This window comes from Limnohabitans sp. MMS-10A-178, from assembly GCF_003063375.1.
In the GTDB taxonomy this organism is placed as follows: Bacteria; Pseudomonadota; Gammaproteobacteria; order Burkholderiales; family Burkholderiaceae_C; genus Limnohabitans_A.
On the sequence record NZ_NERY01000001.1, the window covers coordinates 1,189,976 to 1,210,229 of the forward strand.

Genomic DNA, 20,254 nt, shown 5'->3' on the forward strand with positions numbered 1-20,254 from the left:
CTTTTCGGATCAACTGATTGATGCCTGGCTTTTCTCTTTGGCTTTATGGCGTGATCATGCGCTTGGCGCAAGCGCTGTTGCGCCGGAAACTGCGAAAGCGTGCGCAAGCCGAGCCACTCTACGGTCAATACATCGAGGAACGATTTGGATATTACAAGCAGAGTGCTTGTAACGATTGGATTTGGATTCACGCAGTTTCATTGGGTGAAACACGCACAGCCGCCATCTTGCTACAAGGCTTGCGACAAGCCATGCCCCACATGAAATTGTTGCTCACCAATGGCACAGCAACGGGGCGCGAAGAGGGCCTCAAGTTGTTGCAGGAGGGCGATATTCAAGTTTGGCAAGCTTGGGATTCTCCCGAAGTGGTTGAGCGCTTTTTGACTGCTTTCAAACCCCGAATTGGCTTGCTGCTTGAGACCGAGGTGTGGCCCCAATTGATTCACAAGGCCCAAGAAAAGGGCATTCCCATCATGCTCATCAATGCCCGCATGAGCGAAAAATCATTGCATCAAGCTCAGCGTTGGGCGTCATTGATAAAGCCTGCGTTTGCGGGTCTGAGTGCAGTCTGTGCTCAGGCGCCAGACGATGCCATGCGTTTGAAATCTTTGGGGGCCTCAGTCACTGGCATTTTTGGCAATTTGAAGTTTGATGCCAAACCTGATGCTTCGCAAGTAGCCATGGGACGGGCTTGGCGTGAACAATTGAGCGCACCAGTGGTTATGTTGGCCAGTTCGCGCGAGGGCGAAGAAGCTATGTGGTTGGCAGCTTGGCAGACATTCAACAAGCAGCATCCAGAGCTTCAAATTCATTGGTTGATTGTGCCAAGGCATCCCCAACGTGTGAGCGAAGTTGAAAGCCTTATCACATCGAGTGGCTTGCGAGTTTCTAGGCGTTCAACTTGGAGCCAAGAGGCTTTGTTTTCTGCAGCGCTTTTGAATGAGACGGCTCAAGACAGTTCAGTGATTTTGTTGGGCGATTCCCTTGGTGAAATGGCCCTTTATTACAGCCTTGCCGATGCCGCCTTGCTGGGCGGTAGTTTTGAAAAACTAGGAGGCCAAAATCTGATTGAGGCGGCCGCTTGTGCTTGTCCCATCGTGATGGGCCCACACACATTCAATTTTGCAGAGGCCTCGCAGGCCGCTGAAACTGCCGGTGCGGCACAACGTGCGTCTGACATGGCTGCGGCCATGAAATTGGCTGCAGATACCGTTCAGAACAGACCCCTGCAAAAGCAGAAATCAGCGAATGCCTTTCAATTTGCACAGCAACATGGCGGGGCAACGCAGCGCACCGTTCAAGCTGTGCTGGCACAGCTGAAAATCAAAGATTAAATCAAGGATTAAATCAAGGATTTAAGAGTGCATTGATCGAAGCCAAATCGGCATCGGTCAAAACGCCAGCAGCTTGTCGCAATCTGAGTTGACCCAGCAAGACGTCGTAGCGTGCCTTGGCCAAATCGCGCTTGGTTTGGAACAACTGGCTTTGGCTGTTGAGCACATCAATGTTGATGCGAACGCCTACTTGGTAGCCCAGCTTGTTGGCATCCAAAGCACTTTGGCTTGAGGCTTCAGCAGCTTGCAAGGCATTGACTTGACCAATGCCAGACAGCAAGCCAAAAAACGCAGTGCGCGTAGCTTGCGCCACATTCCGTTCTGCAGCTTCGAGGTCTGAGCGCGCTTTTTCCTCTAAGGCCAGTGTTTCCTTGATGCGATTTTGTGTGGCATAGCCAGCAAACAAAGGCATGTTGAATGACAAAGACACGGAAGTTAAATTGTTATCAACTTGTCCTGCGTTGATACCTGTTCCATCTTTGTAGCGTGTGGGCGTAAAGCCAGCAACCAAGTCAAGGGTGGGTTTGTGGCCAGCTTCTGCCTTGGTAGTTTCAAGTTTGGCAATGTCGAGCGCTGCGCGATTTTGGAGAACTACGGGGTTGGCCTCAGAGGACTGGCGCACCCATTGATCGACAGACGATAGCTCAGGGGCTGTCAGCTTGGCTTTGCTCGACAGAGATTTTGGTTCGATGTTGTTCAGGCCCACCAGTTGATTCAAAGCCATGCGCTTGATGCGCAAATCGTTTTCAGCGGCAATTTCTTGCGACAACACCAAGTCATAGCGAGCTTGGGCTTCGCGGCTGTCGGTGATGGTGGAGGTGCCAACTTCAAAGTTGCGCTTGGCAGCGGCCAATTGCTCGGCAACCGCTGTTTTTTGTGCTCGCACAAATTCCAAACTTTCACGAGAAATGAGCACGTCAAAATAAGCTTGGCTCAAACGCACCATGAGGTCTTGCTCTGCGGCCTTGAGTTGGATGCTTGCCAATGACAATTGGCGCATGCCTTGTTGGTAACTTGCAGAATTGGCGGGGCGGTATAGGGGGTGCGAAGCATTGAGAGTCAGTGCCGCGCTTTGTGCAGAGAAGGTTCCAGTCGGGGCTGTCAATCGATCGAAGTTGGTGTTGTTGAGGTTGGCAGTCAAGCCAACTGTGGGCAACAACAGGGCTTTGGCCTGCTCGCCCTTGGACAAATTGTCCGTGTACTGCGACTGAGCAGCTTTGTAGGTGGCATCGTAGCCACGAGCCGTCTCGAACAAAGACATCAAGTTCTGCGCTTGCGCTGAGCCAGCGAAAGCCGCAGACAAGGCCAAGGTGATGGGGAGAAGGCGCAAATTCATAAAGTTCTTTCGAGGCAAAAGCCAATAGAAATAGAAATTAACTCAACTAAATTCAATTCAATTTAATACACAGGTACGCTGGCATCAACCTGGTCAGACCAAGCTTGGATGCCACCACTGATGTTGGTGATGTTTGTGAAGCCGTGATGCTCTAAAAACGTGGCCACTTGCATGCTGCGTCCGCCGTGATGGCAGAGGCAGGCAATGGCTCTGTTTTTGTCCAGTTCGTCAATTCGTGCAGGGATCGTTTGCATGGGCATGATTTGAACTTCACAGCCTTCGGGTGCAATGCTTGCCAATTGGCACTCCCAAGTTTCGCGCACATCCAAAACCAAGGGTTGACCTTGCGCAGATGATTGGGCGATCCATTCTTTGAATTGGGCGGGGCTGACTTGTTGCATTTCTGAAAAGTTCTGATGGAGGTTTGTTTGACAATCGTTTTAGAAAGAAAATCGATTGTGCTCGGGAAAGCCTTGAAGGCGGGGAGCCATGGTGTCCCATGGCTCAGAGGTTTGCCACTGTTGGTCGGAAGTGCGGGTAATGACGCTGGCACGCATGACAGGGTCTTCGCCAACAACCGCCAACAAACGACCGCCAATGCTCAATTGGTTTAGCAACACTTGTGGGACATTGGGAACAGAACCGCTTAGCATGATGACGTCAAATGGGCCATCTGAAGGAGCGCCTTGACTGCCATCGGCTTGTCGAACTTCGACATTGTGAATGCCTGCCGCTTGCAAATTGGTGCGTGCTTGCTGGGCCAAGGTGGCGTCGAGTTCAAAACTTAAAACACTGGCAGCTTGGTGAGCCAAAAGCGCAGCCATGTAGCCAGAGCCTGTGCCAACTTCCAACACTTTGTCGGTGCGCTTCACATCGGCATCTTGCAATAAACGGGCTTCAACACGGGGAGGCAACATGACTTGGCCAGTTTGGTTGCCATCTTTGAGGGGAATCTCCATGTCGACAAAAGCCAAAGCTTTGTGCGCCATGGGTGCAAAGTTTTCGCGCTTCACCACGGATAACAGTGACAAAACTGCGCCATCTAAGACTTCCCAAGGACGGATTTGCTGTTCGATCATGTTGAATCGGGCGATATCGTTGTTCATTTCTACTCCAGGGGGTATCTAAATCCAGCAACTTATATTTTAGCTTCTGCAGAAGCATCAGACGGCGATTTTTGCTTGCCAGACCAAAGCCTTTTCAAAAACTCACTCAAATCGTCCATGTAGCAATACATCACGGGGACCACCACCAGCGTGAGTATGGAAGAGGTGATGACCCCACCGATCACGGCCTGGCCCATGGGAGCTCTTTGTTCTGAGCCCTCCGTAATAGCGAATGCCAGGGGGATCATGCCGAAAATCATGGCCAAAGTTGTCATCAAAATGGGCCGAAGCCGGACTTTGGCCGCCATCAACAGAGCGTCATGACGGCTGAGGCCAGCAATGGGCTGACCTGAATCAGACACGCTGCCTTCACGCGCCCTGATTGCAAAATCGACCAACAAAATGGCGTTTTTGGTGACCAGGCCCATTAGCATCACCACGCCTATCACAGAGAACATGGAAAGAGCAGACCCAAATGCCATGAGTGCCAACACCACGCCAATCAAAGTCAGGGGCAGGGCCGTCATGAGGGCAATGGGTTGTAAGAAACTCTTGAACTGGCTGGCCAAAATCATGTAAATGAAAATCACGGCCATGATCAGCGCTGTGATGGCATATTGAAATGATTCGTTCATGCTTTTGGTAGAGCCACCAAATTGGTAGCGATAACCAGGCGGCCAGGCCACAGTGTCTAGAATTTTTCGAATGTCGTTCGAAATCTCACCGGCTGATCTTTTGGATGAATTGGCGTTGATCGAAACCTCGCGCATCAAATCGCGCCGGTTGATTTGATTCGAACCCGTTGTTTCTTGAATCTGCGCAATTTGACCCAGTCGAACCGTGCGAGATGAGCCGTCGGGTGCAGGCAGACTGAAGGAAAGACGCTCTAAATCCTGGGGGCTGTTGCGGTATTCAGGGGCAAGCCTTACTTTGACGTCGTAGGTCTGATCGTCGGGGGCTCGCCAATTGCCCACTGTTTGGCCGGCAATCAGTGTTCGCAGCGCGCTAGAGATGGGTGCAACACTGAGGCCAAGATCGGCCGCAGACTCTGGCAGCACCTTGATGGCAATGGAGGGCTTGTTGGGTTTGACGCTGGAATCTAAATCGACAAGGCCAGGAATGTTGCGAACCTTTTCCAGAATCAGCAAGGTCAGGCGCTCTAACTCACGTTGGTCAGGACCTTGAAGAGAAAATTCAATTTGCTTGCTACCGCCCACGGCATCTAGGGTTCCAACGTGAGTCACAGTGATGCCCGCAACCTTGCTCAAACGCTCACGCAGTTGGGTGGCAATTTCTTCTACGCTGCGCTCACGCAGTTTTCGGTCTACCAAACGAATGTAAATGCTGGCGTTGTTTTTGCCTTGTGCATTGGGGGTGTTCATGCCCGTCAGGGTGTATTTCACTTCTGGAAACTCACGCACTATTTGTTCAACTTGTTGGGCCTTCAAAGCAGTGCTTTCGAGCGAAGTCCCCACGGGTGTTTGAAAGGTGAGTGTGGTTTCTGAGTAGTCGCCTTTGGGTACAAACTCTGTTCCCAAGAGCCTTACCATGAACACGCTGGCCACAAAGATGAGGAATGCCGCTAACAAGGTGCTGCGCTTGTGCTTAAGAGCCCATGCGAGCATGTTTTGATATTGGTCTGAAACTCGATCGGTCTTTACTTCAAACCAATGTGTGACACGACCCAAAGATTTGTCATACCAATTTGCTGGCGCCTTGTTTTGACCCGCATGGTGAATGCTGGGGTCATGCCAAACACTGGACAACATGGGGTCGAGCGTGAAACTCACAAACATCGAAATCAAGACGGCCGCCACGATGGTGATGCCAAACTCATGAAAGAACTTGCCAATAATGCCTTCCATGAAGCCAATGGGCAGAAACACCGCAACGATGGACAAGGTGGTTGCCAACACAGCCAGGCCAATTTCTTGGGTGCCTATCATGGCGGCGTTGTAAGCATTCTTGCCCATTTGCACATGCCGTACGATGTTTTCACGAACCACAATGGCATCGTCAATGAGCAAGCCCACACACAAAGACAGCGCCATGAGTGTGATCATGTTGATGGTGAAGCCAAACATGCTCATGAACCAGAATGTGCCGATGATTGAAATGGGCAGCGTCAGGCCAGTGATCACTGTTGATCGCCACGAGTTCAAAAACAAAAACACAATGAGGACGGTGAGCACCGCGCCTTCAATCAGGGTTCTGCGAACGTTGTCGACCGACACGCGAATTTGGCGCGAGCCATCAGAGACTGGTTCTAAGCGAATGCCGGCAGGCATTTGTGCCCTGATACCTTGAAGGGTGCTCATCAAGCCATCAACCACTTCGATGGTGTTGGCATCCTGAGATTTTTGTACTGTGAGAATCAATGTGCGCTCACCGTTGTAAAGCGCCATGTTTTCCATTTCTTGGGCGCCATCATTCACATGCGCAACTTGCGAGAGGCGGACAGGGGTGCTGCCTTTTCTGGCCACAATGATGTTGGCAAAATCTTCGGGTCGCTTCACGCGTGACTGAACCTGAATGACACGTTCTTGTGAAAATGAGCGCAAGGCGCCGACGGGCAAGTCTTGATTCTCATTTCGCACTGCTGAGGCAATTTGCTCAGCCGAGACACCCAAGGCCTCCATGGCGTCAGGCCTCAAATAGATGTTGATTTCTCTTCGGCTGCCTCCCAAGACATTGACCGCACCAACGCCTCGCACGTTTTCTAATCGCTTTTTAATGGTTTGTTCTGCGTAGTTGGTCAGCTCAACCAGGTTGGTGTTCTTCGCGTCTTTTTGGGTGTCAGGTATGACGGCCAAGGACCAAATTGACTTGCTGGTTGGATCAAATCGAATGATGCGCGGCTCTTTCACTTCATCGCGCAAAGTGGCCCGAATGCTCGCCACCTTTTCGCGCACGTCATCGGCCGCTTTGCGACCATCCATATTGAGCTGAAACTCAATCACCACCACCGATTGATTTTCATAACTGCGCGAGGTGAGCGCGTTGATTCCGGCAATGGCGTTCACGCCTTCTTCAATTTTTTTAGAGACTTCGCTCTCGACAATTTCGGGGGAGGCGCCAGGGTATTCCGTGAGTACTACCACCACGGGAAAATCAATGTTGGGAAATTGATCAACCTTGAGGCGTTGAAAGGAAAACAAGCCCATGACCACAAACACGAGCATGATCATGGTCGCGAAGACCGGATTTTGGAGGCTGACTTTGGTGAACCACATGCGCGGGGCTTAAGGTTTTGTGTTTGCAGGCAAAACAGAAGCTTTTACAGCCTGCGTGATCAAAGTGCCATCCCTCACAGCGCCTGCGCTGGGCGCCAACACCTTTGTTCCTTCTTTGATTTCTTTCAGAGCCATGACGGCTTTGCCATCGGCTTCGCCCTTGGCACCCAGTTCTACTTGCAGGTGAACAACTTGATTGTCTTGCAGCGTTTGAACATAGGGTTTGGTTTTGTCCGATCGAACACTTTCAAGTGGCACGACCACCGCTTGAACTTTTTGGGTGCCCAAGCTGCCTTGCACAAACACCCCTTGGCGCAGAAGGGGGTGCGATTGGAGTCCCAAATAGACCAAGACACTGCGGCTGCCAGTTTGAGTGCTGGGGTTGATTCTCAAAACCCTTGCCGACACTTCTTCTGATGTACCTTCCACAAGCAGTTTGGCGATTTGTCCTACTTTGACATTCACGGCCTCTGCCGATGTGAGCGTAGCTTCGAGTTCCAATTGGGACAGATCAATGATTTCAATGATGCGAGCTTCAATGGCAACCCGTTCACCCGGCTGAACAAATCGTTGACTAACCAAACCATTGATCGGCGCTCTTAAAACACTGTCGTCCAATGCCTTGGTGCTGACATCGAGGGCTGACAAGGCCGCTTGATAACTGGCTTTGGCACCGTTCAGGTTGGCCATTGAAGTGTCTAAAGCTGTTTTAGAAATAAAGCCTTGGTTCACGAGCGCATTGTTGTTGTCAAATTGACGCTGTGCAACGTCTACTTGCGCCCGCGCAGCTTCTGCTTGTTGCTGCGCTTGGCGTTGCCTTGCCAGGTATTCGGTGTTATCAACCCGCGCCACAATTTGACCCATTTTCACGGGGTCGCCCTCGCGCACTTCTAGCATCACAAGTTCACCCGCAACACGTGCTTTGACCATGGCAGTGCGCACCGCTTTGAGCGTGCCTGTGACGCGCACACCTTGCGTCATGGTCATCGTTTGGGCCACGGCAATGTCATTTGCCGATAACTCGATGCTCACAGGGCCACTGCTTTTTGCCATCTCAGTTGGCGTGACGCGCTTGCCAATCCAGCCTTTTTGAAGGCCCACAGCAATGACGCCAGCCAATGCCAGAACGAAAATGCTGAGGCCCAGTTTTTTTGAAATCATTGTGTTTTCGGGTTGGTGCAAAGTCCACGCACGATCAAATCAGCGTGTTGTGCAATGAGATTTTCAGGGGTGGTTTGATCCGAGCCCGACAGACAAATACCGTAGGTGTTTTTAGACATGATCAAAAACAGCATGGGCGCAATGACCACGGTGGCGGTATGGGCCGTGTCGAAGTCATGAAATTCTCCCGTTGCGCGGCCGCGCTCCAAAATATCTTGGAGCAAACGCGTGGCAGGGTCGATCACTTCCTCTTGATAAAACGCCGCCAAATCTGGAAAGTGGTGGGCCTCGTTGCTGATCAATTTGGTAATGCCCGATGCCTTGGTGGCGCCGTATCTGCGCCACCATTCCATCATCAATGTTTTGAGCAATTCAGAGCAAGAGCCTTTGAAATTGGCAACTTCCAAAGCCCCTTCATTGACTGTTTTGACCACGTTTTCACGAACCACAGCTTTGAACAATTCTTCTTTGCTTGGAAAGTACAAAAACAGGGTGCCTTTTGAGACGCCTGCCTTGGCAGCAACTTCTTCCGACTTGGTGGCAGCAAATCCTTTTTCCACAAACAAATCGAGCGCAGCCTCCAACAGTTCACCTGGGCGGTGCTGCTTGCGGCGCTCTCTTTTGGGGGTAAGGAGGAATTCAGACACGTTTAATGACTCAATGGTTAGTAATATAAGCCGCAAGTCACGGCCCGTCAAGAAGCAGGGTGTTTTGAAATGAAAAAAAGACCGCCCGAGGCAGTCTTTTGCAGCGAGTTTGATTTGAATCAAAGATCAATAAAAAGCTTGCAAACCTGTTTGAGCGCGACCCAAAATGAGGGCGTGCACATCGTGTGTGCCTTCGTAGGTGTTGACTGTTTCCAAGTTGATCATGTGGCGAATGACATGGTATTCGTCGTGAATGCCGTTGCCGCCATGCATGTCGCGCGCCATCCGAGCCACATCCAAGGCCTTGCCGCAGCTGTTGCGCTTGATCAGGCTGATCATCTCTGGCACAGATTGACCTTCGTCCATCAAACGGCCAACTCGCAAGCAGCCTTGCAAACCCAAACTGATTTCAGTTTGCATATCGGCCAATTTCTTTTGGATCAATTGGTTTTGTGCCAAGGGGCGGCCAAATTGAACGCGGTCCATGGTGTATTGGCGGGCGCGGTGCCAGCAGTCTTCTGCTGCACCCAAAGCACCCCATGCAATGCCATAGCGAGCTTTGTTCAAGCAACCAAAAGGACCTTTCAAACCAGATACATTGGGCAACATATTGCCTTCAGGCACAAACACATCGTCCATGACAATTTCGCCTGTGATGCTGGCGCGCAAGCTCATCTTGCCTTCAATTTTCGGGGCCGTGAGACCCTTCATGCCTTTTTCCAAAATGAAGCCGCGAATGGCCGATTGACCATCGCCTTCGCCTTCTAATTTGGCCCACACCACAAACACATCGGCGATTGGCGAATTGGTAATCCACATCTTGGCGCCCTTCATGATGAAACCACCGTCGACAGGTTTGGCGCGGGTGATCATGCTGGCAGGGTCGGAGCCGTGGTTGGGTTCGGTGAGGCCAAAGCAACCCACCCATTCACCAGTGGCCAATTTGGGCAGGTATTTTTGGCGTTGGGCTTCAGAGCCGTATTCGTTAATGGGGTGCATGACCAAAGAACTTTGAACGCTCATGGCGCTGCGATAGCCGCTGTCTACTCGCTCAACCTCTCTGGCTACCAAGCCATAGCTGACGTAGTTCAAACCGGCGCAACCATAGCCCTCAATGGTGGAGCCCAAGAAGCCCATGCTGCCAAACTCGTTCATGATTTCGCGATCAAACTTTTCATGCCGCGCAGCCATCAAAACACGGGTCTGCAATTTTTCTTGGCAGAAGTCATGAGCTGCATCAACGATGGCTCTTTCGTCGTCGCTCAACTGTGAGTTAAGGAGAAAGGGGTCTTGCCATTGGAAGGAGGGCTTCATGATTTGAATCCGTGAAAGATAAAAGATGCCGTATTTTATCGCTATGCGAAATGTCCCATGCGGATGTCCTGTTAAAAAGACCTCTCGGCATGAATTTGAGAGACAATCAGCCCATGACACTACCATCACAATCTGAAATCTTGGTCCTCGGCGGCGGTTGCTTTTGGTGCACTGAGGCAGTCTATGTTCAAGTCAAGGGGGTGCTGGATGTCGAGTCGGGTTATTGCAACGGTCGAACCATCAACCCCACTTACGAGCAGGTTTGTGGTGGCGATACCGGCCACAACGAGGTGGTTAGGCTAACTTACGATCCGCAAATTATCAACACGCGAACCTTGCTCGAAATTTTCTTTGTCATTCACGATCCCACCACGCTCAATCGGCAGGGAAATGACCGAGGTACTCAGTACAGAAGCGGTGTCTACTTCACCACACCAGCTCAGGCCGAAGTGGCCAAATCGCTCATTGCCGAAATTGACGCCGAAAACGTGTTCGATTCGGCAGTCGTGACAGAAGTCTTGCCTTTGCAAAATTACAGCGCAGCTGAGGAATACCATCAAGACTTCTTTGAACGCAATCCAACCCAGGGCTACTGCTTGGCGGTGGCTGCCCCCAAAGTATGGAAGTTCAAGAAAACTTTCTCTGATTGGGTTAAGCCCAAGTGAAATTTAAGTGAAGACCAAGTGAAGCTGCAGTCGTTTTTTGTTCGTGTAATTCAAGCGCTGCTGATCAGCGCTGTCTTGGTGGCGCCCGCGATAGGGCGGGTCCACCAAATATTGCATGCCCACGATTGCGACCTAGAAGTTCAATCGGTCTTATTCAGTGACCATGAAGAAGGTTCACTTTCGTGTGTTGCACTAGACCACTTGGGTTCTGGTGAAGCGCCTGTTGGCCATCAAGTGTCGTTTGCTGCTTCACAGGCTTTCTTCTCCTATCAATGGGTTTTGTTTGAGAAAAGCATTCAAACACCAGCCCATTGTTTCTCTGCCCGCGCGCCGCCTTTTTTCCTTTGAACAGTTGTCATTTGCTTCCCTTTCCTAAGCGGAAAGGGCGCTTCTTTTTTTTCAAAGGATTTCCATGTCTTTCATTTCTTCCCAAAATAGTGGGCGGCGCACGCCTTTTTCACGTCACACATCTTTCTCCGTGTTGGCTTTGATGGCCATGACCTCGTCTGTCTTTGCACCTCTAGCCATCGCTCAAACCATCGCTCAAACTGTCTCAGAAGTTGTCATCACGGGTAACCCACTTTCAAGGTCTGAAAGCACCAACAATGTCAGCAGCTTGTCGGGCATGAACTTAACCCAGCAAGGACAAAGTACTTTGGGCGAAACGCTCAACAACTTGCCCGGTGTGAGCAGCACTTACTTCGGACCCAATGCCAGCCGCCCCATTGTGCGGGGCCTGGATGGCGATCGCATTCGCGTGTTGAGCAACAGTGGCGCCAGCTTAGATGCCTCTTCGCTCAGTTATGACCATGCAGTACCCCTCGATGTGTTGTCGGTCGAACGCATTGAAGTTTTGAGAGGCCCCGCCGCATTGCAATATGGCGGCAGTGCCATTGGTGGTGTGGTCAATGTCATTGACAACCGCATTCCTCGAAATCCGATGCAAGGTGTTTTGGGCAAGATTCAATTGCAAGGCGCTTCGGGCAATCAGGAAGTGTCAAAAGGCGCTTTGCTTGAAACTGGTTTTGGCTCTTGGGTCTTGCACGTTGATGCGTTTGATCGCAATTCAAAAGATGTCAAAGTGCCACAGGCTTTGACATGCACCAAAGCAGGCTCCCCCGAACTCGCCAAGCGCATTTGCAACTCGGCCAACAACGCCAGCGGCGGTGCTGCAGGCGCCAGTTTGTTCTTCGATCAAGGCTTTGTGGGCTTGTCATTGCAAACCTACAAGAGCCAATATGGCACAGTGGCTGAAGACGAGGTCACCATTGGCATGAAATCAGACCGCGCGGCTTTGGAGGGGGCTTGGCGCCCAACAAGTGGCTTCCTCAGAAGTGTCAATTGGCAAGCCAGCCAGACCCGTTATCAGCACACCGAATTTGAAGGTGCTGAAGCGGGTACTGTGTTTGCCAACAAGGGCCATGACGGGCGTGTTCAGCTCCGACACAAGCCATGGAAAACAGGTGCTGGAACCTGGGAGGGCGTTTGGGGTTGGCAGTCTGAGCAAGCACGATTCTCGGCTGACGGATCTGAGGCTTTTGTTCCTTTGAGTCACAGCCGAACACAAGCATTGTTTGCCATTGAGGAGTTTTCACTTGGCAAGGCCAGTGTCAATCTGGGTATTCGCCGAGAGCAAGTGTCAGTTCAGTCGCTGGGCAATCCAGATCCCAATGTCGATCGATTTGAATTGGGAACCCGCAAATTCTCACCTCAAAGTTATGCCATGGCCTCCTCATGGCAGTGGCTGCCCAATTGGCGTTTGAGCGCCAACGTGTCGCGTACTGAAAGAGCACCCCGAGACTATGAACTCTTTGCCAATGGCCCGCACATTGCCACAGCGGCTTGGGAACGAGGTCAATCTGGGCTTGGTTTAGAAAAAGCCAACAGCATGGATGTTTCGGCTCTTTGGCAAAAGGGTGCGCATCAGATGAAGTTGACCGCATTCCAAAGTCGCTTTGGTAACTTCATTGGACTTCTTGGCACTTCGGAAGTGGAAGAAGACTTACCCGTGCAGGTCTATCAAGGTGTGCGCGCCAAGTTTTCAGGTTTTGAAACTTCAGGCCAATGGCGCTTAGCGCAATCTGCAGGTACCTTGGATTTAACATGGCGGGCAGATGCTGTGCGTGCGATCAATCTCAACACCAACGATGCCATGCCGCGAATTGCCCCTCTGCGCTTGGGGGCCGGTTTGGTCCATGCTTCTGGCGCGTGGAGCTCACACCTAGGGTTTGATTGGCATGCTGCCCAAAATAGGGTGCCCGAAGGAAGTTTGACAACACCCGCATTCACGCTCTGGCATGGCCATGTGGCTTACAAGCAAAAAGTGTCGGGCAGTGTGCTCAATTGGTTTGCAAGGGTTGACAACCTAAGCAACCAGTGGGCCTACAGCGCCACGTCCATCTTGACCTCGACAGCACCTGGAAAAGCGCCATTGCCGGGTCGAAGCGTGAAGTTGGGCGTACTGGCCTCTTTTTAAATTAAGCGCTAGCTAAGTTAAGAACTAACTTAAGGCGCCAAGCGTTCGCGAAGCCAATTGCCTTCGTTCAAGCGATAGCGCAAGCGATCGTGCAATCGGCTTTTGCGACCTTGCCAAAATTGCCACTCATCGGGCACCAAACGATAGCCCCCCCAATGGGGTGGGCGTGGCGGGTTCAGCATGAATTGAGCCGCATACTTAGCTGCGTTGGTCACCAACACGCCTCGGCCATCGATGACCTGACTTTGGGGAGAGGCCCATGCGCCAATGCGCGAATCTAGGGGGCGGCTGTGAAAGTAGGCGTCGCTTTCTGCATCGCTTATTTTTTCCATTCGGCCTTCAATGCGCACCACTCGCTCTAACTCGACCCAGTGAAATTGCAAGGCAGCATAGGGGTTGCCAGCAAGCTCTTTGCCTTTGCGTGAGTCGTAGTTGGTGTACCAAACTATGCCGCGTTCGTCATAGCCTTTAATGAGGACTACGCGCGTGCTAGGGCGCATGTTGCTGGCCACAGTGGCCACGGTCATGGCATTGGGTTCGGGTACTTCCGATTGAATGGCTTCATTCAGCCAACGCTCAAATTGTTTTAGCGGATCGGCTGCCGAGGCGTCTTCACTCAGCTCTGCTTTTTCATAACTTTTGCGCAAATCGGCGATGTTCATGGTCAGTCCTTGGCATGCTGCAACAAAGCTTCAAGAGCCTTGTCGTGAATGCCGTGTTGTTTCAAGCTGTTCAAAGTTTCTTGCGCGTAGTCTAAGGTAGTGCCGTAGCGCCCAGTGGCATTTCGAAAGATATGTTGATATTGCGCAGGGGATAAGGTGCCCGTATAACTAGGGCTGCTTCTGGGCAAGGTAAAGGCCAGCGCATTGACTGGCCCTTGAGGGGTAGGGCATTGCAACCACCGGGTGGTGTAAACATTGTTGGGCATTTCACGAAACCAGAGTTGTTCGATGGTTTGCGCCACTTTTTGTGCTGGTGTTCTAAACACCATGCCTTGGCAGCTGCCACCAGACAACAAGGCAAAAACCAAGCCCGGACACTCAGGTGTTCCCCGATTCAAACGACTCCACATTTTGAGTGCGCGGTGCCAGCCTTGTACCTTCGTCTTGTATTGCTCCAGAATGTCAAACTCAGGTCGCCAAATGAGCGAGGCATACCCAAAGACCCATAAATCTTGAGAACGCGGCCAATGCTTGAGCAAGGCCTCTTGGGTAGGCTCGCAAAAGGCTTGGTCAGAGCGATTGTCAGTGGCGGAAAAGCTTGGAATCAAGGGTGTCTTTGAAATGAATGCCTTCAATTTTGAGGGCAAACATGTGCTTTTTTGAAACTGATCATTCAAAATTCGTAACCAGTCTGTAACTTGAAGTCTCCCAAAGCCACGCTTGACGAGTTACTATTCTGCTTGTAACAAAGTTACATGTTCAATTTCACCTGAAATCAGATTGCCTATGACCTTGAATGCAACCGTAGCCAAAGTGACCGCCCGCATAGCGCTGCGAAGCCAATCGACACGGGCCGCTTACCTCGAACAGGTCAATGCGGCGGCTGATCGAGAATCTGGCGCAGATCGGCTTGGCTGTGCCAATGTGGCGCATGCTTTTGCCGCGATGCCAGCTGCCGACAAATCGCGGGCATCTGGTTTGGCCAGCATTACTGTGGTGAGTGCTACAGCGCGTGGCCCCAACATAGGCGTGGTCAATGCCTACAACGATTTGCTGTCGGCGCATGCCCCCTTGCAACATTACCCAGACTTAATCAAAGACGAGGCCAGAAAGTGGGGCGCAACCGCGCAAGTGGCGGGGGGTGTGCCGGCCATGTGCGATGGTGTGACGCAAGGCACGCCTGGCATGGAGCTCAGCTTGTTCAGCCGCGATGTGATTGCCATGTCGACTGCTGTGTCTTTGAGTCACGATGTTTTTGACGCGGCACTCATGTTGGGGGTGTGCGACAAAATTGTGCCGGGCCTCTTGATTGGTGCTTTGCATTTTGGCCATTTGCCCACTGTGTTTGTTCCTGCTGGGCCCATGGGCAGCGGCTTGTCTAACAATGAAAAATCCAAGGTGCGTGAACTGGCCGCTCAAGGTTTGGTAGACCGCACAGAATTGTTGAAAGCAGAGTCTGCGGCTTACCATAGCGAGGGCACTTGCACTTTTTACGGCACAGCCAACAGCAATCAAATGCTGCTCGAAGCCATGGGTTTGCATGTGCCCGGAACCGCCTTTGTAAACCCGGGAGACGGCCTGCGCAACGAACTCACAAGGGAGTCAGTGCGCACCGTGCTGCAGTTGGTGAAAGCCAAAAACTTCACGCCAATCGGCCAATTGGTGGACGAGCGTTGCATCGTCAATGCCATGGTGGCTTTGCTGGCCACAGGCGGCTCTACCAACCACCTGATTCACTGGGTGGCCGTGGCCCGCGCTGCTGGATTGATCATTGACTGGGATGATTTTTCTGAATTGTCAAATGTGGTGCCATTGCTTACGCGCATTTATCCCAATGGCAGTGCGGACGTCAATCAATTTCAAGCAGCGGGTGGGCCAGGGTATGTCATTCGGGAGTTGTTAGATGCAGGCTATATGCATCCAGATGTGCTGACAGTTCGTGCTGGTGGTATTCGGGAATTCACACAGAGGCCTGTTGAGGCCAATGGTCAACTGGCTTGGGAAAAACTGGGAGTTTCAAAAGATGAGACCGTGGTTCGCCCTGCAACATCGCCTTTTAGCGTCACGGGTGGTTTGCGCTTGTTGCAAGGCAATCTGGGTCGCAGTGTGATCAAAGTATCGGCGGTGCCTGAAGCGTGCCATGTCATTGAAGCGCCTGCTCAGGTGTTTAATTCTCAAGAAGAATTGTTGGCTGCTTTCAAAGCTGGCAGCTTGAACAAAGACGTAGTGTGTGTGGTGCGCTGGCAGGGACCTCAAGCCAACGGCATGCCTGAGTTGCACAAGCTCACACCGTCACTCGCTGTTCTGCAAGGACAGGGCTTTAAAGTGGCGCTGGTCACAGATGGCCGCATGAGTGGTGCTTCTGGAAAAGTACCAGCAGCCATTCATGTTTCACCAGAAGCGGCTGCTGGCGGTGCTTTGGCGCGCGTGTTGGATGGCGATGTGATTCGCTTGGACGCAGTGGCCGGCACCTTGCAAGTTTTGATTGATGAAGAAACTTGGAATGCCCGAATACCCGCTACCTTGCCCCCTGAGCTGCAAGCGGCAAACAGCCGCGGTATTGGAAGAGAGTTGTTTGCCAATTTGCGAAAGCATGCGCTCAAAGCTGAAGAGGGGGCCTGCACATGGCTTTGAACACCACAAAGACGCCACCATTCACCGCCTTGCAAGTCATGCAAGATGCGCCTGTGATTCCTGTGATTGTTTTAAACGATGTGGTCCACGCAGTGCCCATGGCGCGCGCTTTGGTGGCCGGTGGCATTCGAATGTTGGAGGTGACCTTGCGTACTTCTCAAGCTTTGGCTTGCATCGAAGCCATTGCCAAAGAAGTGCCGGAAGCCATTGTTGGCGCAGGCACTGTGCGCAACGCGTCCGATGCCAAAGCGGCTGCCAATGCGGGCGCCAAGTTTGCAGTAAGTCCTGGTTATATCCCCTCTGTGGGTCAAGCCTGTCGCGATGTTGGCTTGTCTTTGTTGCCCGGTGTGGCCACTGGCAGCGAAATCATGATGGCGCAAGAAGATGGGTACACCGAGTTAAAGTTTTTCCCTGCCATGCAGGCAGGTGGCTCTGCCATGTTGAAAGCTTGGGGTGGCCCATTCTTTGACGTGCGCTTTTGCCCAACGGGCGGCGTGACGGCGCAAAATGCTTCAGAGTTTTTGAGCCTGCCCAATGTGGCGTGCGTGGGTGGTTCTTGGTTGGTGCCTGCAGAGGCATTGGCCAAAGGAGATTGGGCCCGCATTGAAAAGCTGGCCCGAGAGGCCTGTCAGCTAAAGTTGCGCTGAATCAGTTCTACTTTGTAGCCGTCGGGGTCGGTGATGAATGCAATGACCGTGGTCCCGCCTTTAACAGGTCCTGCCTCGCGCGTGACCTTGCCACCTGCGTGTCGAATTTTTTCACAGGCTTCGTAGGCATCGGGTACAGCAATGGCCAAATGCCCGTAAGCCGTGCCCATTTCATAACTCTCAACCCCCCAGTTGTAGGTAAGCTCAAGCTCTGCATGGTCTGGGTTGCTGCCGTAACCCACAAAGGCCAATGAGTATTTGTACTCTGGGTTCTCAGTGGTTTTGAGCAATTTCATGCCCATCACCTGAGTGTAAAAATCGATTGAGCGTTGAAGGTTGCCAACGCGAAGCATGGTGTGGAGGAGTCTCATAATTTAGAGGGTGTGATGTAAAAAAATCTTTTGAAAAAAATCTGAAGTTGTGAAAATTCAAATTTGAATATAGCTCGCTTTGTTCATGGTGCTCATTGCATATTGTGCCAAGTCTGAACAAAGGCTTCTGCCGATTCGCCCACAGCTTCAGCCGATTTGCCAGGTGCAAACAATGCAGATCCAAGACCAAATCCTGAGGCACCGCTTTGGCGATACGCTGCCATGTTGTGCAAACCAATGCCGCCAACCGGAATGAGCTTCACGTCTTTGGGCAATACCGCCCTCATTGACTTGACCACCGCAGGGCTGATCATCTCAGACGGAAACAACTTCAAGCCATGGGCACCTAGCGCCAGAGCGCGAAAAGCTTCTGTGGGTGTTGCCACACCTGGCAGCGAAATCAAACCCAAATTGACGGCTTCACACACGACGTTGTCATCGAGGTGCGGCGAGATGATCAATTGTCCGCCTGCCGCTTTGATGTCTCTAACTTGCTGTGCGGTGGTCACGGTGCCTGCGCCAATCAGTGCCCTGGGAAAAGCTTCGGACAAAATTTGAATGCTGCGAAGCGGCTCGGGTGAATTGAGGGGCACTTCCAAAATGTGAAAACCGGAACTCACAATGGCTTGGCCTACGGCCAATGCTTCCTCAGGTTTCAGACCGCGCAAAATAGCCATCAGCGGCAAGCGCGTCATGTGAGAATGAAATTGATCGAGCAGAGCGGTCATTGGCTTAGCTTACACTGAAATCATTTGGCAACAAATGATGCGCCAAGGACCAAAGGCCACTCCAAGTGATTTCATCCGTGAGAGATTGGGCTTGAATTTCAAGGGCTGCGAGTGCGCAGGCATAGCGCTGGGTCAGTTGGCTGTTGCCCAAGATAAACAGGGGTGTGCTTGCGCCAGTTTGTTGCGACCGGGCTGACTTAATTTCTTCTCCAATGAGAAGGCCAGAAACATAGCTGCTAGATTGAGCTGGATTTAGTTTTTCAAACAAGGCCAAGCTTCTGGCTGAAAAAGCGTGATGCAACAAGCCCCCCGACTTTTGACTTTGCATGACGCCTTCCAGAAAAACTTCCTTTTTCCATGGTGCATCGGGTAAGCATGTTTTGGCCAAAATGGAATGCTGACTTAGCAGCCCGTAAAACTCACCTGTCATGAATGTTTTGAACGACTGAATGTGGCCACCCACCACCATGGCCCACTTGCTGTGTGTGCCGGGCAAAACAAATTCAGCGTCTGCTATTTGCAAATTGCTCAGAGCACCAAATATTTGAATCTCTTCGCCGCGCATCACATCGGGCGTCTGGTCATTGAACGTGGACAAGCCCGGCACAATGCCAATACGGTCTTTTTCAATCCATTGAAGGTGCTGCGCGATATCTTCAAAGCCGCTGGGGCATGGGCAATAGGGTGCTTCTCGCCAGCCTTGTCGGCTACCCGCCATGCCAGAAATAAGACAAAGCGTTTCGCCAGTCATCCAATCGCCAAAGCGTTGTTCAAAAACATGTTGAAACTGCCCATGAGCCACTTGCATGATGCCCTGCGGGAAGGCACGTTTGTCGAGCACCACGCCATCGCTGCTGATGAGCGCACCCCTTAAGGAGGAGGTGCCCCAATCGACAGCCAGAAGCTTGCGGCTCATGCTTACTTCTTCAAGCCATCCAGTGCATGCGAGGGGTAGTAGGGCAGCTTGCAATCTTCAATGTATTGCTTGATGACTTCTTTGAACGACGCATCGGGCTTCAAACCCAAAGCCGCTGCACGTTGTGCTGAACCCGCTTTGGCCCAATTGGCCACAATGCCTGCAATGTGTTCATCGCGGACAAAGGTTACGTGTTGACGAACGGCGGGTCCGGCCACTTCTTCCAAGGCCTGCAACATTTCTTTGACGGTAACGTTGAGACCAGGCAGGTTCAGTGCCAAGCGGCCTTGCATGGCTTCACGGCTGGCTTCAAACACAGTGATCAAGCCCTTGATGGTGTTGCTAGGCGAAGAAACAGAGTGCGACACATTTTCGTCAACCGGGCAAACAGACGGCATGCCTGCCAAGGGCTCGCGAATGATGCCGCTGAAGAAAGAAGACGCTGCGCCATTGGGTTTGCCTGGCCTGATGGTGACGGTCATCAAGCGTGCGGCACGGCCATCAACGTAACCCTTGCGTGTGAAATCGGCCAGCAAATACTCCAGCATGAGTTTGTGGGTGCCGTAAGAGGTTTGAGGTGAGGGCAATGTGTTGTCAGCCACGATGTCGGGCATGGGATTGCTGGGGTCTGGGCCAAACACGGCCACAGAGCTTGCAAACACCATGCGCGGCACATTGCCGGCTTTGCGCAATCCTTCGAGCAACAGGCGCGTGCTGTCGAGGTTAGAGCGCATGCCCAAGTCAAAATCTTGCTCACATTCGCCAGAAACCGCAGAGGCCAAATGAAACACGCCATCAAAACCGCTTTGAAACAAAGCGCCTTGCTCCAACAAGGGGCCAGCGTGCCCTTTGACTCGGGGGTTTGCCAACAAATCGGCAGGCGCTGGAAACAAGTCGGCAATGTGAATTTCGGTCACTTGTCGGCCGTTGAGTTCTCCTTTTTTGAGAATTTCGCGGGCCAAGCGTGCGCCCAAAAATCCTGCGCCACCGGTAATGAGTAATTTCATGATGCGTACTTTTTAAA

The 20,254-nt window shown here is 51.9% G+C and carries 19 protein-coding genes; 6 read left to right on the forward strand and 13 right to left on the reverse strand.

The genetic code is table 11. The features are described 5' to 3' along the window. The first annotated feature begins 20 nt into the window (after positions 1-20). Positions 21-1,334 carry a 3-deoxy-D-manno-octulosonic acid transferase gene (locus B9Z32_RS05870; protein ID WP_108420350.1) on the forward strand — a complete coding sequence of 438 codons (1,314 nt, stop codon included), beginning with the start codon at positions 21-23 and terminating at the stop codon, positions 1,332-1,334. 13 nt (positions 1,335-1,347) lie between these two features. Here B9Z32_RS05870 and B9Z32_RS05875 read toward each other — a convergent pair whose 3' ends face one another. From B9Z32_RS05875 to B9Z32_RS05905, 7 genes are all read right to left on the reverse strand, one after another. Beyond that, complete coding sequence (locus B9Z32_RS05875) at positions 1,348-2,670, reverse strand: TolC family outer membrane protein (protein ID WP_108420351.1); 1,323 nt, start codon at positions 2,668-2,670, stop codon at positions 1,348-1,350. A gap of 62 nt (positions 2,671-2,732) precedes the next feature. Continuing rightward, on the reverse strand, positions 2,733-3,071 hold the full coding sequence (locus tag B9Z32_RS05880; RefSeq protein ID WP_108420352.1) for a rhodanese-like domain-containing protein: 339 nt from the start codon (positions 3,069-3,071) through the stop codon (positions 2,733-2,735). 39 nt (positions 3,072-3,110) lie between these two features. After that, positions 3,111-3,776 (reverse strand): protein-L-isoaspartate O-methyltransferase, encoded by a 666-nt coding sequence (locus tag B9Z32_RS05885; RefSeq protein ID WP_108420353.1) that lies wholly within the window; start codon positions 3,774-3,776, stop codon positions 3,111-3,113. A gap of 32 nt (positions 3,777-3,808) precedes the next feature. Beyond that, entirely contained in the window at positions 3,809-7,009 is a 3,201-nt protein-coding gene (locus B9Z32_RS05890) for an efflux RND transporter permease subunit (RefSeq protein ID WP_108420354.1), read from the reverse strand. A 9-nt stretch (positions 7,010-7,018) separates the two neighbouring features. Continuing rightward, complete coding sequence (locus B9Z32_RS05895) at positions 7,019-8,170, reverse strand: efflux RND transporter periplasmic adaptor subunit (protein ID WP_108420355.1); 1,152 nt, start codon at positions 8,168-8,170, stop codon at positions 7,019-7,021. Next, a complete protein-coding gene (locus B9Z32_RS05900; protein WP_233248097.1) occupies positions 8,167-8,817 on the reverse strand; it encodes a TetR/AcrR family transcriptional regulator in 651 nt (216 codons plus the stop codon). The genes B9Z32_RS05895 and B9Z32_RS05900 overlap by 4 nt, the downstream gene beginning before the upstream one ends. A gap of 126 nt (positions 8,818-8,943) precedes the next feature. Beyond that, a complete protein-coding gene (locus B9Z32_RS05905) occupies positions 8,944-10,131 on the reverse strand; it encodes an acyl-CoA dehydrogenase (RefSeq protein WP_108420356.1) in 1,188 nt (395 codons plus the stop codon). A gap of 113 nt (positions 10,132-10,244) precedes the next feature. On the opposite strand from B9Z32_RS05905, the gene msrA reads away from it, so the two are divergent. The 3 genes from msrA (at position 10,245) to B9Z32_RS14255 (ending at position 13,272) form a co-directional block, all read left to right on the forward strand. Next, positions 10,245-10,796 (forward strand): peptide-methionine (S)-S-oxide reductase MsrA, encoded by a 552-nt coding sequence (msrA, locus tag B9Z32_RS05910; RefSeq protein WP_108420357.1) that lies wholly within the window; start codon positions 10,245-10,247, stop codon positions 10,794-10,796. Positions 10,797-10,814: 18 nt separating this feature from the next. Beyond that, a complete protein-coding gene (locus tag B9Z32_RS05915; RefSeq protein ID WP_146179459.1) occupies positions 10,815-11,144 on the forward strand; it encodes a hypothetical protein in 330 nt (109 codons plus the stop codon). Between the two features lie 64 nt (positions 11,145-11,208). Beyond that, positions 11,209-13,272: a TonB-dependent receptor gene (locus B9Z32_RS14255; RefSeq protein WP_108420359.1), complete on the forward strand. Its 2,064-nt coding sequence runs from the start codon at positions 11,209-11,211 to the stop codon at positions 13,270-13,272. Positions 13,273-13,301: 29 nt separating this feature from the next. Here B9Z32_RS14255 and pdxH read toward each other — a convergent pair whose 3' ends face one another. Continuing rightward, positions 13,302-13,934 carry a pyridoxamine 5'-phosphate oxidase gene (gene pdxH / locus B9Z32_RS05925; protein ID WP_108420360.1) on the reverse strand — a complete coding sequence of 211 codons (633 nt, stop codon included), beginning with the start codon at positions 13,932-13,934 and terminating at the stop codon, positions 13,302-13,304. Positions 13,935-13,936: 2 nt separating this feature from the next. After that, positions 13,937-14,539 carry a gamma-glutamylcyclotransferase gene (locus B9Z32_RS05930; RefSeq protein WP_369909832.1) on the reverse strand — a complete coding sequence of 201 codons (603 nt, stop codon included), beginning with the start codon at positions 14,537-14,539 and terminating at the stop codon, positions 13,937-13,939. Positions 14,540-14,720: 181 nt separating this feature from the next. Between B9Z32_RS05930 and edd the strand changes: the two genes are divergently transcribed. Next, positions 14,721-16,568 carry a phosphogluconate dehydratase gene (gene edd / locus B9Z32_RS05935; RefSeq protein ID WP_108420361.1) on the forward strand — a complete coding sequence of 616 codons (1,848 nt, stop codon included), beginning with the start codon at positions 14,721-14,723 and terminating at the stop codon, positions 16,566-16,568. After that, on the forward strand, positions 16,559-17,215 hold the full coding sequence (gene eda / locus B9Z32_RS05940; RefSeq protein ID WP_108420362.1) for a bifunctional 4-hydroxy-2-oxoglutarate aldolase/2-dehydro-3-deoxy-phosphogluconate aldolase: 657 nt from the start codon (positions 16,559-16,561) through the stop codon (positions 17,213-17,215). The genes edd and eda overlap by 10 nt, the downstream gene beginning before the upstream one ends. Here eda and gloA read toward each other — a convergent pair. The 4 genes from gloA to denD all read right to left on the reverse strand — a co-directional run bounded on the left by gloA (position 17,197) and on the right by denD (position 20,237). Next, positions 17,197-17,586 (reverse strand): lactoylglutathione lyase, encoded by a 390-nt coding sequence (gene gloA / locus B9Z32_RS05945; protein ID WP_108420363.1) that lies wholly within the window; start codon positions 17,584-17,586, stop codon positions 17,197-17,199. The genes eda and gloA overlap by 19 nt on opposite strands. Positions 17,587-17,678: 92 nt before the next feature. Then, positions 17,679-18,314 (reverse strand): 2-dehydro-3-deoxy-6-phosphogalactonate aldolase, encoded by a 636-nt coding sequence (locus tag B9Z32_RS05950; protein ID WP_108420364.1) that lies wholly within the window; start codon positions 18,312-18,314, stop codon positions 17,679-17,681. A 4-nt stretch (positions 18,315-18,318) separates the two neighbouring features. Beyond that, positions 18,319-19,230: a 2-dehydro-3-deoxygalactonokinase gene (locus B9Z32_RS05955; RefSeq protein WP_108420365.1), complete on the reverse strand. Its 912-nt coding sequence runs from the start codon at positions 19,228-19,230 to the stop codon at positions 18,319-18,321. A 2-nt stretch (positions 19,231-19,232) separates the two neighbouring features. Continuing rightward, complete coding sequence (gene denD / locus B9Z32_RS05960) at positions 19,233-20,237, reverse strand: D-erythronate dehydrogenase (protein WP_108420366.1); 1,005 nt, start codon at positions 20,235-20,237, stop codon at positions 19,233-19,235. Between the last annotated feature and the right edge of the window lie 17 nt (positions 20,238-20,254).

What these genes read in the sequence shown, in the direction of transcription:
- B9Z32_RS05870 (WP_108420350.1), top strand. Translation starts at nt 21, where the DNA reads ATGCCTGGCTTTTCTCTTTGGCTTTATGGCGTGATCATGCGCTTGGCG.
- B9Z32_RS05875 (WP_108420351.1), bottom strand. Translation starts at nt 2,670, where the DNA reads ATGAATTTGCGCCTTCTCCCCATCACCTTGGCCTTGTCTGCGGCTTTC.
- B9Z32_RS05880 (WP_108420352.1), bottom strand. Translation starts at nt 3,071, where the DNA reads ATGCAACAAGTCAGCCCCGCCCAATTCAAAGAATGGATCGCCCAATCA.
- B9Z32_RS05885 (WP_108420353.1), bottom strand. Translation starts at nt 3,776, where the DNA reads ATGAACAACGATATCGCCCGATTCAACATGATCGAACAGCAAATCCGT.
- B9Z32_RS05890 (WP_108420354.1), bottom strand. Translation starts at nt 7,009, where the DNA reads ATGTGGTTCACCAAAGTCAGCCTCCAAAATCCGGTCTTCGCGACCATG.
- B9Z32_RS05895 (WP_108420355.1), bottom strand. Translation starts at nt 8,170, where the DNA reads ATGATTTCAAAAAAACTGGGCCTCAGCATTTTCGTTCTGGCATTGGCT.
- B9Z32_RS05905 (WP_108420356.1), bottom strand. Translation starts at nt 10,131, where the DNA reads ATGAAGCCCTCCTTCCAATGGCAAGACCCCTTTCTCCTTAACTCACAG.
- msrA (WP_108420357.1), top strand. Translation starts at nt 10,245, where the DNA reads ATGACACTACCATCACAATCTGAAATCTTGGTCCTCGGCGGCGGTTGC.
- B9Z32_RS14255 (WP_108420359.1), top strand. Translation starts at nt 11,209, where the DNA reads ATGTCTTTCATTTCTTCCCAAAATAGTGGGCGGCGCACGCCTTTTTCA.
- pdxH (WP_108420360.1), bottom strand. Translation starts at nt 13,934, where the DNA reads ATGAACATCGCCGATTTGCGCAAAAGTTATGAAAAAGCAGAGCTGAGT.
- edd (WP_108420361.1), top strand. Translation starts at nt 14,721, where the DNA reads ATGACCTTGAATGCAACCGTAGCCAAAGTGACCGCCCGCATAGCGCTG.
- eda (WP_108420362.1), top strand. Translation starts at nt 16,559, where the DNA reads ATGGCTTTGAACACCACAAAGACGCCACCATTCACCGCCTTGCAAGTC.
- gloA (WP_108420363.1), bottom strand. Translation starts at nt 17,586, where the DNA reads ATGAGACTCCTCCACACCATGCTTCGCGTTGGCAACCTTCAACGCTCA.
- B9Z32_RS05950 (WP_108420364.1), bottom strand. Translation starts at nt 18,314, where the DNA reads ATGACCGCTCTGCTCGATCAATTTCATTCTCACATGACGCGCTTGCCG.
- B9Z32_RS05955 (WP_108420365.1), bottom strand. Translation starts at nt 19,230, where the DNA reads ATGAGCCGCAAGCTTCTGGCTGTCGATTGGGGCACCTCCTCCTTAAGG.
- denD (WP_108420366.1), bottom strand. Translation starts at nt 20,237, where the DNA reads ATGAAATTACTCATTACCGGTGGCGCAGGATTTTTGGGCGCACGCTTG.